15 protein-coding genes are annotated in these 13,429 nt (G+C 70.2%); all 15 read right to left on the bottom strand.

From position 1 onward, the window contains the following. Positions 1-18 precede the first annotated feature (18 nt). The 15 genes from ACY34M_RS23005 to ACY34M_RS23075 all read right to left on the bottom strand — a co-directional run bounded on the left by ACY34M_RS23005 (position 19) and on the right by ACY34M_RS23075 (position 13,383). Positions 19-909, bottom strand: a complete 891-nt coding sequence (locus ACY34M_RS23005; protein WP_462719910.1) for a DNA cytosine methyltransferase — start codon at positions 907-909, stop codon at positions 19-21. A gap of 22 nt (positions 910-931) precedes the next feature. Next, positions 932-1,219 carry a DNA cytosine methyltransferase gene (locus tag ACY34M_RS23010; RefSeq protein ID WP_462719911.1) on the bottom strand — a complete coding sequence of 96 codons (288 nt, stop codon included), beginning with the start codon at positions 1,217-1,219 and terminating at the stop codon, positions 932-934. Beyond that, positions 1,216-2,388 (bottom strand): DnaB-like helicase N-terminal domain-containing protein, encoded by a 1,173-nt coding sequence (locus ACY34M_RS23015; protein WP_462719912.1) that lies wholly within the window; start codon positions 2,386-2,388, stop codon positions 1,216-1,218. Before ACY34M_RS23015 ends, ACY34M_RS23010 begins: the two co-directional genes overlap by 4 nt. After that, positions 2,385-2,621, bottom strand: coding sequence for a hypothetical protein (locus tag ACY34M_RS23020; RefSeq protein ID WP_462719913.1), 237 nt, complete (start codon positions 2,619-2,621; stop codon positions 2,385-2,387). The genes ACY34M_RS23015 and ACY34M_RS23020 overlap by 4 nt, the downstream gene beginning before the upstream one ends. 82 nt (positions 2,622-2,703) lie before the next feature. Beyond that, positions 2,704-4,500, bottom strand: a complete 1,797-nt coding sequence (locus tag ACY34M_RS23025) for a type IV secretory system conjugative DNA transfer family protein (RefSeq protein ID WP_462719914.1) — start codon at positions 4,498-4,500, stop codon at positions 2,704-2,706. Between the two features lie 114 nt (positions 4,501-4,614). Beyond that, positions 4,615-5,319, bottom strand: a complete 705-nt coding sequence (locus tag ACY34M_RS23030) for a hypothetical protein (protein WP_462719915.1) — start codon at positions 5,317-5,319, stop codon at positions 4,615-4,617. 25 nt (positions 5,320-5,344) lie between these two features. Next, positions 5,345-5,842 (bottom strand): hypothetical protein, encoded by a 498-nt coding sequence (locus ACY34M_RS23035; protein WP_462719916.1) that lies wholly within the window; start codon positions 5,840-5,842, stop codon positions 5,345-5,347. Positions 5,843-5,876: 34 nt separating this feature from the next. Then, positions 5,877-6,383, bottom strand: coding sequence for a hypothetical protein (locus ACY34M_RS23040; protein ID WP_462719917.1), 507 nt, complete (start codon positions 6,381-6,383; stop codon positions 5,877-5,879). Then, positions 6,373-7,101 (bottom strand): hypothetical protein, encoded by a 729-nt coding sequence (locus tag ACY34M_RS23045; RefSeq protein WP_462719918.1) that lies wholly within the window; start codon positions 7,099-7,101, stop codon positions 6,373-6,375. Before ACY34M_RS23045 ends, ACY34M_RS23040 begins: the two co-directional genes overlap by 11 nt. 268 nt (positions 7,102-7,369) lie before the next feature. After that, positions 7,370-8,881, bottom strand: coding sequence for an ATP-binding protein (locus ACY34M_RS23050; protein WP_462719919.1), 1,512 nt, complete (start codon positions 8,879-8,881; stop codon positions 7,370-7,372). A gap of 19 nt (positions 8,882-8,900) precedes the next feature. Continuing rightward, positions 8,901-9,356 (bottom strand): DUF6238 family protein, encoded by a 456-nt coding sequence (locus ACY34M_RS23055; RefSeq protein ID WP_462719920.1) that lies wholly within the window; start codon positions 9,354-9,356, stop codon positions 8,901-8,903. Positions 9,357-9,402: 46 nt separating this feature from the next. Beyond that, positions 9,403-10,872 (bottom strand): SCO6880 family protein, encoded by a 1,470-nt coding sequence (locus ACY34M_RS23060; RefSeq protein WP_462719921.1) that lies wholly within the window; start codon positions 10,870-10,872, stop codon positions 9,403-9,405. A 114-nt stretch (positions 10,873-10,986) separates the two neighbouring features. Beyond that, positions 10,987-12,366, bottom strand: a complete 1,380-nt coding sequence (locus tag ACY34M_RS23065) for an SCO6881 family protein (RefSeq protein WP_462719922.1) — start codon at positions 12,364-12,366, stop codon at positions 10,987-10,989. Between the two features lie 34 nt (positions 12,367-12,400). Next, positions 12,401-13,084, bottom strand: coding sequence for a hypothetical protein (locus ACY34M_RS23070; RefSeq protein ID WP_462719923.1), 684 nt, complete (start codon positions 13,082-13,084; stop codon positions 12,401-12,403). Next, the gene (locus tag ACY34M_RS23075; RefSeq protein WP_216721970.1) at positions 13,084-13,383 is read right to left on the bottom strand and encodes a DUF6112 family protein; all 300 of its coding nucleotides are present in this window, start codon (positions 13,381-13,383) and stop codon (positions 13,084-13,086) included. Before ACY34M_RS23075 ends, ACY34M_RS23070 begins: the two co-directional genes overlap by 1 nt. Positions 13,384-13,429 lie beyond the last annotated feature (46 nt).

Here is a 13,429-nt window from a genome sequence, read left to right on the forward strand (position 1 = left end):
AGGTAGAGCGCGTGCTGCTCACACAGTCGTGGTGCGGTGTGAGCAGCAGACCGGGGTCGGAGGCCTCAGATGCCGTAGGGCGTGCGCGGCTTGCTGCGGGACAACGCCGTTGCCAAGTGCGGTCAGTTGGGCAGGTCGCCCCAGCCCCGGCGTGTCGGTCACCCAACCCGCGTCGAGTCCCTGCATCCACTCGACGAACAGCGGGCTGAGTCGGCCATCCGCGTCGGTGGGCCGAGGCGCCGGACGTGTCGCCCGCTCCCAACGCCTGATGGCCGCCGCGTACGACCCCCAGCTCTGGGCTCCTCCGGCTCGAACAAAGTGGGTGTCTCGGCAGAAGAGCCCATGGACCGACTCCTCCGACGTCGTCGCCCCGTGTAGATGGAGGGCGTGGACGGGAGGTCGGTGTTCTGCAGGGAGGCCGCCGCCGACGGCAAGGTCAAGTCCCCGTTGCCGTGCCGCTGGTTCGGTGACTCCTTCGTTCCGTCGGTCGCCTTCGGGGTGGGCAGCAGCCACTCCACCTCGTCGGCGAGGTTCGGGCCGTGGCCACCTTCCTTCCGTTTCGCTGGATGCTGGCTGCCTCCGATGATCGCCAAGTTGCTCGTTGGTGTCTTCAGCAGGGGTTCCTCGCTGGGTAGGCCAGGCAGCGAGGAAGACTCGCTCGCGGCGGTGCGGGGCACCGACGTCGGAGGCGCGAAGCACGCACCAGCGCGCATCGAACCCGATGTCGGCCAGGGAGCCGAGTACGGCACCGAGTGCGCGCACAGCAGGCTGACCTGTGGTGTCTCCCAGACACCACGGGCAGGGTTCCACGTCGCCAGGGGAATCGGCGGGGGAGGAGAGGAGTCCCCGGACATTCTCGATGACCACCAGACAGGGATTGAGGGCTTCGATGGCACGGACGACGTGCAACCACAGGCCGGACCGGGTGCCATCAACCAGTCCGGCCCGACGGCCGGCGACCGAGACATCTTTGACAGGGGAAGCCGGCTGTCAGGACGCACACTTCCGGAACGTCCGTCCAGTTCACCGTGGTGATGTCACCGAGGTTGGAAACGGTGGGCCAGTGTCGCGACAGGATCCGGGCCGGCCCAGGATCGAGCTCGGCGTGCCAGGCGAGAGCGCCGCCGAGGACGGCCTGGACACCGAGGTCCAGGCCGCCGTAGCCGGAGCAGAGGCTGCCCATCAGTGGCCCCGGCGGACTGTCGCTGCAAGTGGTCATGACGGGCTCCGGTGGGTGGGGCGTGGAGGGTTCGGCGGGACGGCTGCGGCAGGGCTCGGCCTCTGACTGCTGGAATGATGGGACCGACTGCGAGAACGTGCTGCTTCCGTCCGAGAAGGCGAAGTGTCCTGTCGGCCGGAGTGCGACGGGTCGGGCTCGGTACCACTCGCCATGCGGTGGCGGCGGCGTGCGTCGTCGAGCGGGCCGAGAGCGTACAGCGCGTAGTTGATCAACTGCCCCGGCGCCAACTCGTCCTGGCTGGCGAGCTCTCGCACCTGCTGCGCTGCCGTGGCGGCTGTACGGGCGAGTGAGGCGGTGACGACCTGTTCGCCGTAGTGCGCGGCGGGGCCGCCAGGGGCGAGGGGGTCGCAGATGCGCAGGACCCGCTCGGTATCCAGCGTCCCGTCGGTCAGTGCGCCGCGGCGCTGGGCTTCCCACAGCACGGTGAGCTGGTCGATCGGCTCGCCCCGGTGGTGCAGTGCACCGAGCGCACGATAGATGTGCTGATGACCTCGATCGGCGAAGTCGGCGGGGCGGAGCCAGGGCACCATATCCAGCAGCTGCTCGGGCTGGGAGACCAGGCACCCCAGGAGGAACTCCTCGTCTGCAAGGACCTGTTCCGTCACCGGAGGCGTCGATGGGGTGAGAAGTGGGTGGTCGTCGGTCGGCTGGAGAGGACGTGCTTCGGTACCCCAGGTTCGGGCCATCTTGGCGAGCACGTGCGAAAGGACTTGGGTCTGGTGCACGGTTTCGTCGGCCGTGCCGGCGTCCAGGTCGGCCAGGGCGACCCGGTGCAGGCGATCGGCGTGCTGCGCGACGCTGCGGTGGATGGCGCCCTCCAGCACCATGCGGCCGTACATGGGGGCGTGCTCGGAGCGCGGACACGCCGACACCAGCAGGTGCGGATAGACCGCGGTCAGGCCCCGGGTGTGGAGGCTCGCCTCGTGGACGGTGTCGGTGATCCAGGAGAGTGGTACAGGGCCCGTGCCCTTCTTTGCGGTCGCGGGGTGCTCTTCCGTCCGGAGCTTGAGCATCGCGGCGTACAACGTCGCGTGCACAGGACGATCGAAGTGTTCCGGTCGCAACCAGTCGGAGAGCCGCTCGAGCTGGCTGGGGTCCAGGAAGAGCGCGCCCAGGACGGCCTGTTCGGCGTGAGCGAGCGGTGTCACGGCCGTGCCTTGCGGATGGGGCGTCGCACGGTGCGGAGTGCGGCGACGGCACGGTCGGCCGCCTGCAAGTCGGCGGCGAGGCGATCGAGCTCGTCGGTGAAGTCCTTGTCCGATGTACGAAGTGCGCCCGCCGAGCTGACGAGCCACCAGTGGGCTCCGTGGCGTACGACGGGGGTATCGGCGAGGCGTCCAGAGCCTCGGGCGGACGAGTGGAGCGGGGCGACGTGGGTCAAGACTGTGCCTTAAGAGATGCGGGGGCGGGGGAGCGGGGCGGAGCTCCGGGTCTGGCCCGCTCAGTGCGGCAGGGCAGCGGCTTCACGCGGCCGGACCGAAGTGGCTGCGGCGCAGGCTCTTGGCCAGGGCGCGATCGGTGATGGCTGCTGTCTCCTCGGCGGACGCGGCGCTGAGCCGGTCGGCGTCGGGCTCGCGGTACCAGGGCCTGAGGTCGAGGAGCGCGGGTCGGATCCCGGTCGCCAGGAGCAGCGCGGATCCCTTGGGGAGGGCGCGGATCGCGTCGGCCGGCAGTGCCCGCTCTTGACGCGTGGACACCGACGTCGACTTGCCGGATTCGCTGGTGGACACCGAGACGGTTCGTACGTCGTGCTCGCCGACAAGGCGGGAGAGCTTGTCCGCGAAGTCCGCGTCGTCGATGCCGGAACCGATGAGTTTGATCGTCGCGGCGGACCAGAGGGCGTCCATGCCGGCTTCGCCCCAGACACGTACACCTTGACGGTAGGACTGCAGGATCGTGATGGGGATGATGCCGCGGCTGCCGAGATGTGAGTACAGGTCCGGCAGGTCGGCGATCTTGCAGACGTTGGCGGCCTCGTCGAGGATCGCGAGCATGGGTGCGTCGAGGCGTCCACCGTCGCGTTCGGCCTGAATGACAGCCGTACGCATCACGGCGTCGGCGGCAGCCGCGATGATCGCAGAAGCGGATCCGCCGCCGTCCTTCGAGAGCAGGAACAGGGTGTCCTTGCTGGTGGCGAACTCCTCGGGCTTGAACTCCCGGATCTTCGACGTCTTGTCGGGCGGAGTGACCCAGGCGGCGATGGACGGGTTGAGGAGACAGCTGGCGTACTGGCGGGCGGTTTCGAAGATGCCGTCGCGGGTCTCCACCGCGCCGGCGACCGTGCCGTGCAGTTGGGCGGCGACCGCGTCGAGCTCGGCGTCCTGGAGAAGGTCGATGGGGGTGCGGTCTGCGGGGGAGGCGAGCCAGGCCAGGACATCGGTGATGGGGCGACGGCCGCGGGCCGCGGCGAGGAAGAGCGCGGTGAGGGTGTTCGCGGCGGCAGTTGACCAGAAGTCACCCGCGCTCGACTCGTTTACGGACGCGGTGACGAAGTGCCCAGCCAGGCGCCGGGCGCCGGTCAGGTCGTGGGCGTCGGCGAGGATGTCCCACCACACGTCCTGTGGTGCGTGGGCGATCTGCTGCGGGTCGAACGTCCACACCGTGCCGGCTTCGGCGCGGGCGGCGGCCGTGGCGGTGAAGGCATCACGAGCTGCCTTGTTGCTGGTCAGCAGGACCGGGCCGGGCGCGCGCAGGATTGCGGGGATGGCCAGTCCCGATGTCTTCCCGGACCGGGGAGCCATGATCGCGACGATCACGTCCTCCCAGGAGGACCGGACCTCTCGTGTGCCTTGGAGAAGTGTCCCGAGCAGGACGCCACGGTCGTCCGGCGGCACGTGCTTCGTTTTGGTGTCCTTCAGGCCTGGGCGGAGGTCGATCGCTTTGGCGGCAATCCTCTGGGGCAGCAGATCGGCGAGCGCACGATGGTCGGCCAGGCCGCTCGAGTTGCCGCGCACCCGCAGCCACACCTTGGCTCCGAGTAGCAGGACAGCCAGGAGTACCAGCGTGGGCAGGACGTAACACGTCACGACAACGGCCGGGTGGGGGAGGTGCGGCCAGAGCCGGACCGGATGTAGCAGAGCCGCTGCGGGAGCGTAGGGAGGCCAAGGGCCACCGCCGGTCGCGGCACTGGCGAGGTTGCCGAAGAGCCAGGCCAGGCTTCCTCCGCCGAGGCCGAGCGCTGCGACCGCGATCAGCAGATACAGCAGGGTGTCGGTGCCGGTGGTGGTCGAGGGTGTGCTGGTGGTGTTTGGACGAGGCAAGGCGCGGTCCCGTGAGGTGGTGCGGAGAGGAGCGGGGTTTGGGGCCGGCGGGGGCTTCTGGCGCTCACGATGGGCATCTCCTGGTGTGGTGGCGGGTGGTCGGAGCCAGGGAGGTCAGCGGGTTCGGCCAGGTTTGGGGGCGGAGGGTGGAGTGGCTGCGGCAGCTTCACTGGGCGTGGTGGCGCCGGGATGGTGTGTGGTCGAGGCGGCGGTGTAGTAGTTCACGAGCTGGGCCTGCCAATTGGGACGGGGCGGACGGTCGAGAGCCCTGAAACGGTCGGTCGCGACATGCAGGTCCTCGCCGAGCGAGGTCAGCGTCGCGGCGGCCTCGGTCAAGTCGTCCGCGAGGTCCCAGCCCTCTTGGCTCCCGCCTTCCTTGGCCTTCTCTGCGGCGGCCTCGAAGAACTCGCCGAGGCGGACGAGTACTCCGTCGTGCGGATCGAGGACGTGGTCGGTGAGGACGGCCGCCGCCTCGGAGGTCTCGGCGCCGTTGAGCTGATCGGTCAGAGCGAGGATCTGATGGCCGTAAACGCGATTGCCCAGTGGGCCGGACGGCGTCGTCACCGTGTCGACGAAAAGGTCGGGGCTGATATCGACGCGGTAGCCGACGGCGGTGAGCATCCGTGCGGCGTGGCTGGCTATCTGGTTCTCGCGCTGCTGGCCCGTGTCCCAGTGCAGGCGGTGCCAGAAGGTGCGGATGGATTGTTCGTAGATGAAGCCGGCGCGGTCGAGCAGGGCGTTGGCGAGGGCGTCGCCGCCATGGGCGATGACACTGCCGTCGTCTTCGCGGGTGATCGTGATGGTCGGTGTGTCGGACACGACAGGGCTCCGGGGTGTGGGGATTTCAGAAGTGCGGGTTCTCAGTCGGCCGACCGGAGTCAGAGGCCGCTTCCAGCAGTTCGGGCAGATCGGAGGGGGCGGCATCACGCTGGTCCAGCCACCAACTGGCGCTGGACACCTGCCGGATGAGGTTCTCGACCGCCCCCCACTCCGCCTCGCTGGTCGTGCCCTCGACGACAAGTGCGGTGTAGGCGGCGGTCGCGAGCTGGTGGCGGCACCGGAAGGCCCAATCGGCCGCTCGCTCGGTGCCCTCCAGCGGAGGCATGCGGTACTGCTCGGACCACTCCTCGGCGGCCAGCTGTTCCTCCGCCCGCTTCTGTGTGAGCCACTCGGCCTTGCCTGCGTCGTCCCGGTTGCGGGAGGCGTGCCAGCATTCGGCGCAGTCTCGTTCGCTGAGCCAGCGGGCATAGCCGGCCCTGCGATCGGCCGGACGGTCCGACAGGTCGGCCTCGGCGGTGTGGCCACAGGCGTGATCGATGGTCCACACCTTCTTGACAGTCATGTGCAGGACTCCTTGTAGGCAGAGAGGGGGCGGGTTAACGGGTGCGGCGTCGTGTGGTGGGACGGATGGCGGAAGGATTCGCCGGAGCGTTGGTGTCCGGGCCGTCTTCGCGCCGATGTGGTGAGGGCACGATCGCGGCTCGCGCGCGCATGGACGGCGCGGGTGCCGAGTCATCGCTGCGTTCCTGCACAGGGGCTTCCTTCAAAGTGGAGGTGCCTTCAAGTAGGCCGACCGGCGGAGCGGACGAACGCAGGATCTTGGGATCGGCGGCGACGGAAAAGCCGTTGTCCTGGAAGTCCCGGGTTGCCCTGGCCACCGCGCGGACGGCGGTGGTGTGTGAGGTGTCGCTCGGCAGCAAATAGACGTCGCGGGTAAGTGAGTAGAGGAAGCGGTGCTCGCGGAGGATCTCGTCGAGGACAGGGCGGTCGTCCGCGACGGCAGCGGCCACGCCGAGATCCGGGATCAGGCCGAAAGCGACGTCGGGGTCTTGGTGCGGGTTGATATCGGGACTCCTCGGTGTCGGTGGGTGGTCAGCGCGCACGGGCTCGCAATGCGGGCGTCGGTGCGGAGCGTTGCTCAGCAGCGAGCGCAGGCCGATGGGACGTGGCGGAGCTGCGCGCCGGGGACACACCGGTTGCGGCTTGCGCCCGCCGTTGCCGGAGCACCCAGTTCGGCTTGAGCTGAACGTGATCGCCGATGTCGGGGGAGGCGTCGAAGGGCATGTTCGAAGCCGGCGCCTGACGGGTTACGGGCTGAAGGTCATAGGCCGCATCGGACGTGACGCTGTAGCGCGCAGCCCGCAGAGACTGGACCGCCTGGCTGCCGCGCCGGACCGGTTCGCGGTGTGGCTCGGCCAGGGTGTACATGTTGCTGCCGGCCAGGCGCTTGAAGCCGACCCGCCCCAGCATGTGCTCCGCGACAGGATTGTTGTGGGAGGTTGAGGCGATGACTCCGTAGCGGGCGTGATGGCCGACGGCGATGTGTGGGTGGGCCGTCGTGGCGATCGGCGGGAGCCGGCCGAGATCGACGTCATCGATGACGACATGGTGGCCGACGACATCGGCGTGGAGCTGGTCGAGGGCGGGCTGGACGACATCCGGCTCCGCGTCGCCCAAGGCGTACTCGTACTCGGGATGCTCCGTGGAGAACCCGGCCTCGAGGAGAAGACCGTGCGCCACTTCGTGGTCGTCACCAGAGACGCTGGCTGTCACGCCCAGGTAGGCGTGCCGGGTCAGCGTGATCCATGCGTAGTCAGCCACGGTGGCTCGCGATGGCACGTGTGGCGAGCGCCCGGTCGGCCAGGCGGTGCGATTCATCGAGGGCGCCGAATGGGCCGGTGGCCAAGGGAATGGGGCGTTCGGTGGAACCGGTCGTGATGGCGGTGACGTAGAACCGGGCCAGTCGTCGTGCAGCACGGCGAAGGACGAGAAACGCAGACAAGAAGAGCCGTCCTCGGGGGAGAGAGTGTGTCCGGGTGAGCCGGAGGAGCGGGACCAAAGAGGGCGTGGCCCTCGGCGGTTGAGTGGGTCAGGCCGCCATGCGGAAGTCGGTGTCGAAGAGCTCGCGTTCGCGGGGATGGAGCAGGTGCTGGGTGATGAAGGAGCGGCCGGCCACCTTCCACAGTCCGCGTCCCTTGGTCAGAGCGGATACGGCTTGGGTCTCGACGCCAGTCAGACCCAGGAGAGCTGCTGCTGCGGCGAGTTGGTCTGCTTCCTGGCGGTAGATGATGCGGGTTGAGCAGTCGGTGAGGAGGCCCTCGGCGAGTGCGCGGCCACGCGACCCAGCGTCGCCTGCGGTCAGGAGGTCGGACAGTCGGTGGACGATCATCATGTTGGCGATACCGAGGCCGCGGGAGAGTTTCCACTGGCTCTGCATCCGTTCCAGCAGCGCGACGTGCCGCATGACCCGCCAGGCTTCGTCGTAGATGACCCAGCGCCGTCCGCCATCGGGGTCGGCGAGCGCGGATTCCATCCAGGCGGAGGCGCAGGTCATGGCGAGCACGAGCGCGGTGTCATCGCCTGCGCTGCCGAGGCGGGACAGGTCGATGGAGAGCATCGGCGCTGACGGGTCGAAGGTCACCGTGGAGGGGGCGTCGAACATGCCGGCCAGATCACCATGGATGAGTCGGCGCAGGGCATGAGCGAGGTCTTCAGAGGCCTGGCCGATGCGGCCGGAGGGTTCGCCGAGTGCGGCGTCCAGGCGTTCGGGGGAGCCGAGGACGTGGGCGACCTGGCCGAGCAGGGGAGTGGTGCCGGTGGCCTCGGCGTGGGTGACGACCTCGTCGAGGGCGACGTCGAGGGCGGTGTGCTCCATGGGGTGCAACTCGCGGCGCAGGACGGTTTTGGCGAGCGATGCGAGCAGGAGGAGACGGCGCTTGCGGACCTCGCTCGCCCAGTCCTCGTCGCTGATGCCGGCAGGCTTGGCCGGGGCGTCGAGTGGGTTGAGGCGGCCGGGGAGACCGGGGCCCAGGGCGATGGTCTGCCCGCCCAACTCATGGGCCACGGCCGTCCATTCACCCTTGGGGTCGCAGGGTACGTAGATGCGGTAGCCGAAGGCGACGGCGCGTACGGCGAGGGACTTGGCGAGGGCGGACTTGCCCATGCCGATGACTCCGGCGAGCAGGATGTTGGGGTTGGTGAAGCCGTCGAGCCTGCCGTAGAGGGCGAACGGGTCGTAGGTGAAGGCGGCTTCGGCGTGCACGTCGCGGCCGACGTAGATGCCCTGGGCGCCCAGTCCGCCTTCGGCGAGGAAGGGGTAGGCGCCGGCGGCGACCGCAGTGGTCATGCGGTGGGCGGGGAGGTCGAGTTTGCCGCCGCGGGCTGAGGCGAGGCCGGGGCGGCCGGCGGGGGGATAGGTGGCGCGCAGGTCGGGGTCGTGGCCGGGGGAGGTTCGGCGGGCTTCGGGGCGGCTGGCGTCGCGGGCCTTTTCGCGGGCGGCGGTGAACTGGCGTCGGGCCGTACGAGCAGTGCGCCGGTCGGATTTGCGGGGGACAAATAGCGCGCTGGCGCTGGCGCTGGCGCGGGGCGAGTTGAGGGGCATGGCGGTGGAGCTCCGGTGGTCAGTGGCGGGTCAGTCCGGTGAAGGGGTCGCGCAGATCGGCCGGTGTGTGGTCCCGGCGGACGCGGGCGGCGGTGGCCAGGTGGCGTCGGCAGATACTCAAGGCGGGGGCGCCTTCGGGTAGCCGGGCCCGGCACGCCTCCCGGCTGGGAAGATGGCCGGAGTCCGGGCGCGGGGCAGCGTGGAAGGCGGTGTGCAGGTGGTCGCCTGCCTGCCACAGCCGGACCCGGCAGGCCCTCAGGTGGTCTCCCTCGGCGCGGGCGACCGGTGCGGTGCGTACGGCGTGCGCGTCCAGCAGGTCGTACAGGGCGATCAGGTGGGCGTGCAGGGCGTCCAGTTCGGTGCGCTCGGCAGCGACCTGGGCGACCGGCATGTTGATGGCCCGGTGGAAGTCGAGCGCGGCGGTGGCGAACGGGACGAAGTCCGCAGCCGGTTCGGGCAGGGGCTCGGGTGGCATGAGGGATGCCCTTCGGTTGAGCGCGGAAAACGGTGGTGCGGGTGCGCTACGGGCGGGCGAGCGGCAGGGCTGAGGTGGTGAAGGCCTCGGCCTGCTGCCAGGTCAGCGGGCGCAGGTCGATCAGGGCGGCGACGGCCGCGGTCTCGATCGCTGCGCAGGCGGCGTTGAGCTGCTCGTCGCTGTCCGCGCTGACGGTGAGCAGGCCGGACAGGGCGACATCGGCGTGTCCGGCGATCAGCTGGCGTTCGCGCTGCTTGACGTCGGCGTACTCGACCGAGTCCTCCTCGGAGTCGACCTGACCCTTGCGGGCGCGCTCGGTGGCGTCCGCGATGACGGTGGCCTTCTTGCGCTGCACGTCCTTGAGGGCAGCATCGAGTCCCTTGGGGGCGTAGGTGAGGGAGAGGCTGCGCCGGACTCCGGTGGTGAACAGAAGCTGGTGCAGGAAGCCCGGGTTGGTCTCGATGCGGGGCCAGTTCTCGATCCAGAAGGTGGCGTGGTGGGCGGAGTCGGTCTGGATGCGGTCGGCCTTCTCGAGGAGGACGACCGGGCCTGCGGCGGCGGGGTCGGCCTGTGGCCGGCCGGAGTCGGACCAGCGGTCGAGGGCGGCGGAGGCCCCAGGGTCGTAGGCGGTGCGGATCACGGCGGCGATCTCGGTCGCGGGCAGCCAGCCGGACGGTGCGAGCCCGGAGTTGCGGGCGGACTGGTCGAAGTTGGCGGTGAGCTGGGCGAGGACGGCGAAGGCGCCGGTCAGTCCGCCGCCGGCCTGGTTGATGAGGCGGCGGGCCGCCTTCAGATCGAGAGCGATCGCCACGTAGGCCTCGTGCGGGGCAGCGGCCGGGCCGGCGGCGGAGAGCAGGTCGGTGTAGATCGGCCCGGCCAGCGGGGTCTGCGGGTCGCCGTGCTCGGTCCAGTAGCGGTTGAGGGCGTCGCCGGAGTCGGGGACGGTGCGCTCCAGGACCTGGACGCGGGCGATGTGTCCGGTGCGGGCGAGCGCGGCCAGGGTGCGGCCCCAGCCGGAGACGTTGCCGGACTGGGTTGCCGGGTCAAGGAGGGCGTACGCGCGGGAGGAGACCTTGACCACGGCGGTCAGCGTGCCGGCGTGTGGGTCGTGGACCGCGCCGAAGCGTCCGTTCGGCGCGGTGATGACGCGCAATGAGGCGGCGGTGCCCGGCAGGTGCAGCAGTCCCTCGCGGCGGGGCCGGGTGGCGGGTCGGGCGAGCCAGAGCAGCTGGCCCCGGAAGCGGCGCAGCACGTAACGGGTCACGATCGGTGCCCAGTCGGCGAGCGCGCGCCCGCGGTGCCGGACGAATACCCCGGCCAGGACGAGCAGCCACAGTGGGGTTAGCTCGAGGGCCCCGGTCACGCCGGAGGAGAGCAAGGCGGCGAGGAGCAGGAGTCCGGTGGTCGCGACGACGATCAACTGGGGTGCGGTGAGGCCGAGCAGGATGCCGCGGCGCGATCGGTGCGGGAACTTCACGGTCGCCGGACCGTCGGGGTGCGGAGCGTCAGAGAGCATTGCGAGGGCGTCCTTGGAACACGAGTGGAGAGCGGAAGCGGTGAGCGGTGGGGGAGAGGACCCGGCGTGGCGGCCGCACGGTGCGGTGTCTGCGGCCGCCACGTCCACTGCGGGCTAGGAGCCAGGTCCATTCGGGGGCGTGGGATAGACCCAGCTCTGCGGTGTGGCGTCTCCCTGCGGCGCGGGCCAGCTGGAGCGTGGCGCTGGCGGGTCCTCGTGCAGGACCCGGGATGGTGCGACGGACGCACGCGAGGGAGTGGGGGCGGAGGCGGCCGGGGCTGTGCCTCCGGCTGCCTGGCCGGGGCGTTGGATGAGGGGGACACCGCGGTCGCCGTCGGTCTGGGGGCGGCGTATCAGGGCCTGGCCCTTGTCGCCGGTGGCGTTCGAGTCCTCACCGAAACGGAAGTGGGTCTGCTTCGGCTGGGCGTCGCCGCTCGAGCCACCACTCGAGCCACCGGTCGGGTCGATCCCGGAGGCCGCCCCGCCCGCCCCTTGGCCCGGCACATTCGTCGGCCCCTGCGGTGCGGGCGCCCCCGTGCCGGCCTGCATGGCGAGCTGGCCCGCCGTCTTCGCCGCGCCCGCCGCGACCGCCACACCCGCCACCCCGGTTCGGTGCAGGTCGTCGTGGCCGCCGCCGTCGGCCGCCCAGTGCACGAACTTGTACGTGGCGTACGGGCACAGCAGCACGAGCACCATGACGACCATGCCCGCGAGCGCATCGGAGAGGGCGCCGAGTCCGTCGTTGGCGTGCGTGTTGCCCATAGCGGACACTCCGAGCAGGAACACGATGGTCATCAGCAGCTTGGAGACGATCAGGGTGCTGGTGGCTTCGATCCAGCCGCGCCGCCAACGGCGGGCGCCCTCCCAGCCGCCGCCCGCCCCGGCGAACACGGCGAGCGAGACGAGGACCAGGACGCCGACCTTGCGGGCGATCATGACCGCCCAGTACATGAACGCCCCCACGGCGCAGCCGAGTGCGATGAAAGCGGGAGTTCCCCAGCCCAGACCGAACATCGCGCCCAACTCGTTGACCCTGATGATGCGGCGCACCGCTTCAACGGCCGAGGTGTTGGCGGCCTGGAACAGGCCCGTGCTGAGTGCGTCGACCACGGTGATCGCCACGGTGGTGCAGGCGATGGCGGCGAACGCGAACAGGACGCCGGCCACGGTGCCGTAGACGGCCTGGGCGAGCGCACGCTCGTCGCGGCGCCAGGCGGCCCGGGTGAGCTGCAGGCAGAACGTGCCCACGGTCAGCACGAGCCCGATGGGCAGCAGTAGTTCGTAGTTGTGCCGGAACCACTCGGCGTTCAGGTCGATGGCCGTGGTCTGGTCGACGGCCTTGGTCGCCAAGTCCGCTGCGGCCTGGGCCATTTCGCCCATCGACTTGGCGATCCAGGCGCCGATGCCGTCGGTGACGGCCTCGCCGGTGGCGCCGGCGACACCGCCCACGGTGTCGCACACCGTGTTCATCAGGGGAAGGTCACACGCCCCCATGAGGGCACCTCCTTTTCGGAGTTGAGGGCCGTGATCACGGCGAGGTGTTCGGCAGAACCCCGACCAGCGCGCAGTCGTAGTGGGGGCGGCACTGGATGGCGAGGGTGGTGGAGCGGGACTCGGCTCCGGCACCGGAGCTCTTCCAGGCGATGGACTGCTTGCCGGAGACCGTGACCGCGTAGACGTATGCGTCGGTGATCGCGCCGGGGTCCTCGCGCAGGGCGCTCTTGAAGGTCTGCGGGAAGTGGCCCTCGCCGATGGCGGCGTCGGCGTGCTGGTGGTTGTCGTGCATCCGCGACCACAGCACCGGGCTGGGCACCTGCTCGGTGACCGACTTCCAGTCGGCGACCTTGTCCTCGTCGGTCATCCACCGCTTTAGAGCGGCGAGTTGCTGAGCATGGGAGGAGGTGCGGGTGTCGTAGCTCCACAGGGCCCTGGTAGCGGCCTTGGCGAAGGTCACCGGATCGCGTGTCCGCGGCGGCTCGGTCACCGCCGAACCGGAATCCGGCTTGGGAGACGGGGCGCTTGACGATGCGGACGACGGCCGCGGCGCCGCCCTCGGTGTGGACGGAGATTCGGCGCGGGTCAGGTAGGCGGCCAGGCAGGCGACGGCCAGCAGCACCGCGAGCACGGCACCCCCGATGGCCGCGCGACGGCCCACCGACGACGGCCCTCGCCAGAGCTGCTCACCAGTGGAGGCGGGAAACTTCTTCGGCATCAGTGGACCTGCGTCCCCATCGCCGAGAAGAAGGCGACGATGCCGTTGGCGGCGCCCAGCAGCAGCGCGCATCCGGCGGCCACCACGGTGCCCTTCTTGCCGGTGGCCTCGGCCTGGTGGCCGCCGCTGTGGTGACCCCAGGCCCATACGATCGCGGAGATCGCGAGGGCGCCGACCACGGCGATGATGCCGAACAGGTTGATGCTGCTGATGACCTTCTTCAGGACGTCGAGGCCGGGCAGGCCTCCCTCGCTCGGAGTGACGCCGGGGTTGTAGGCCAGGATCTGGGCGTGCTGCATGAGCTTCACTGGGACTCCAGGGTCAGATGTTGGGCGCGGGCACGCG

The organism is Streptomyces sp. EDA2-14 (genome assembly GCF_054963755.1).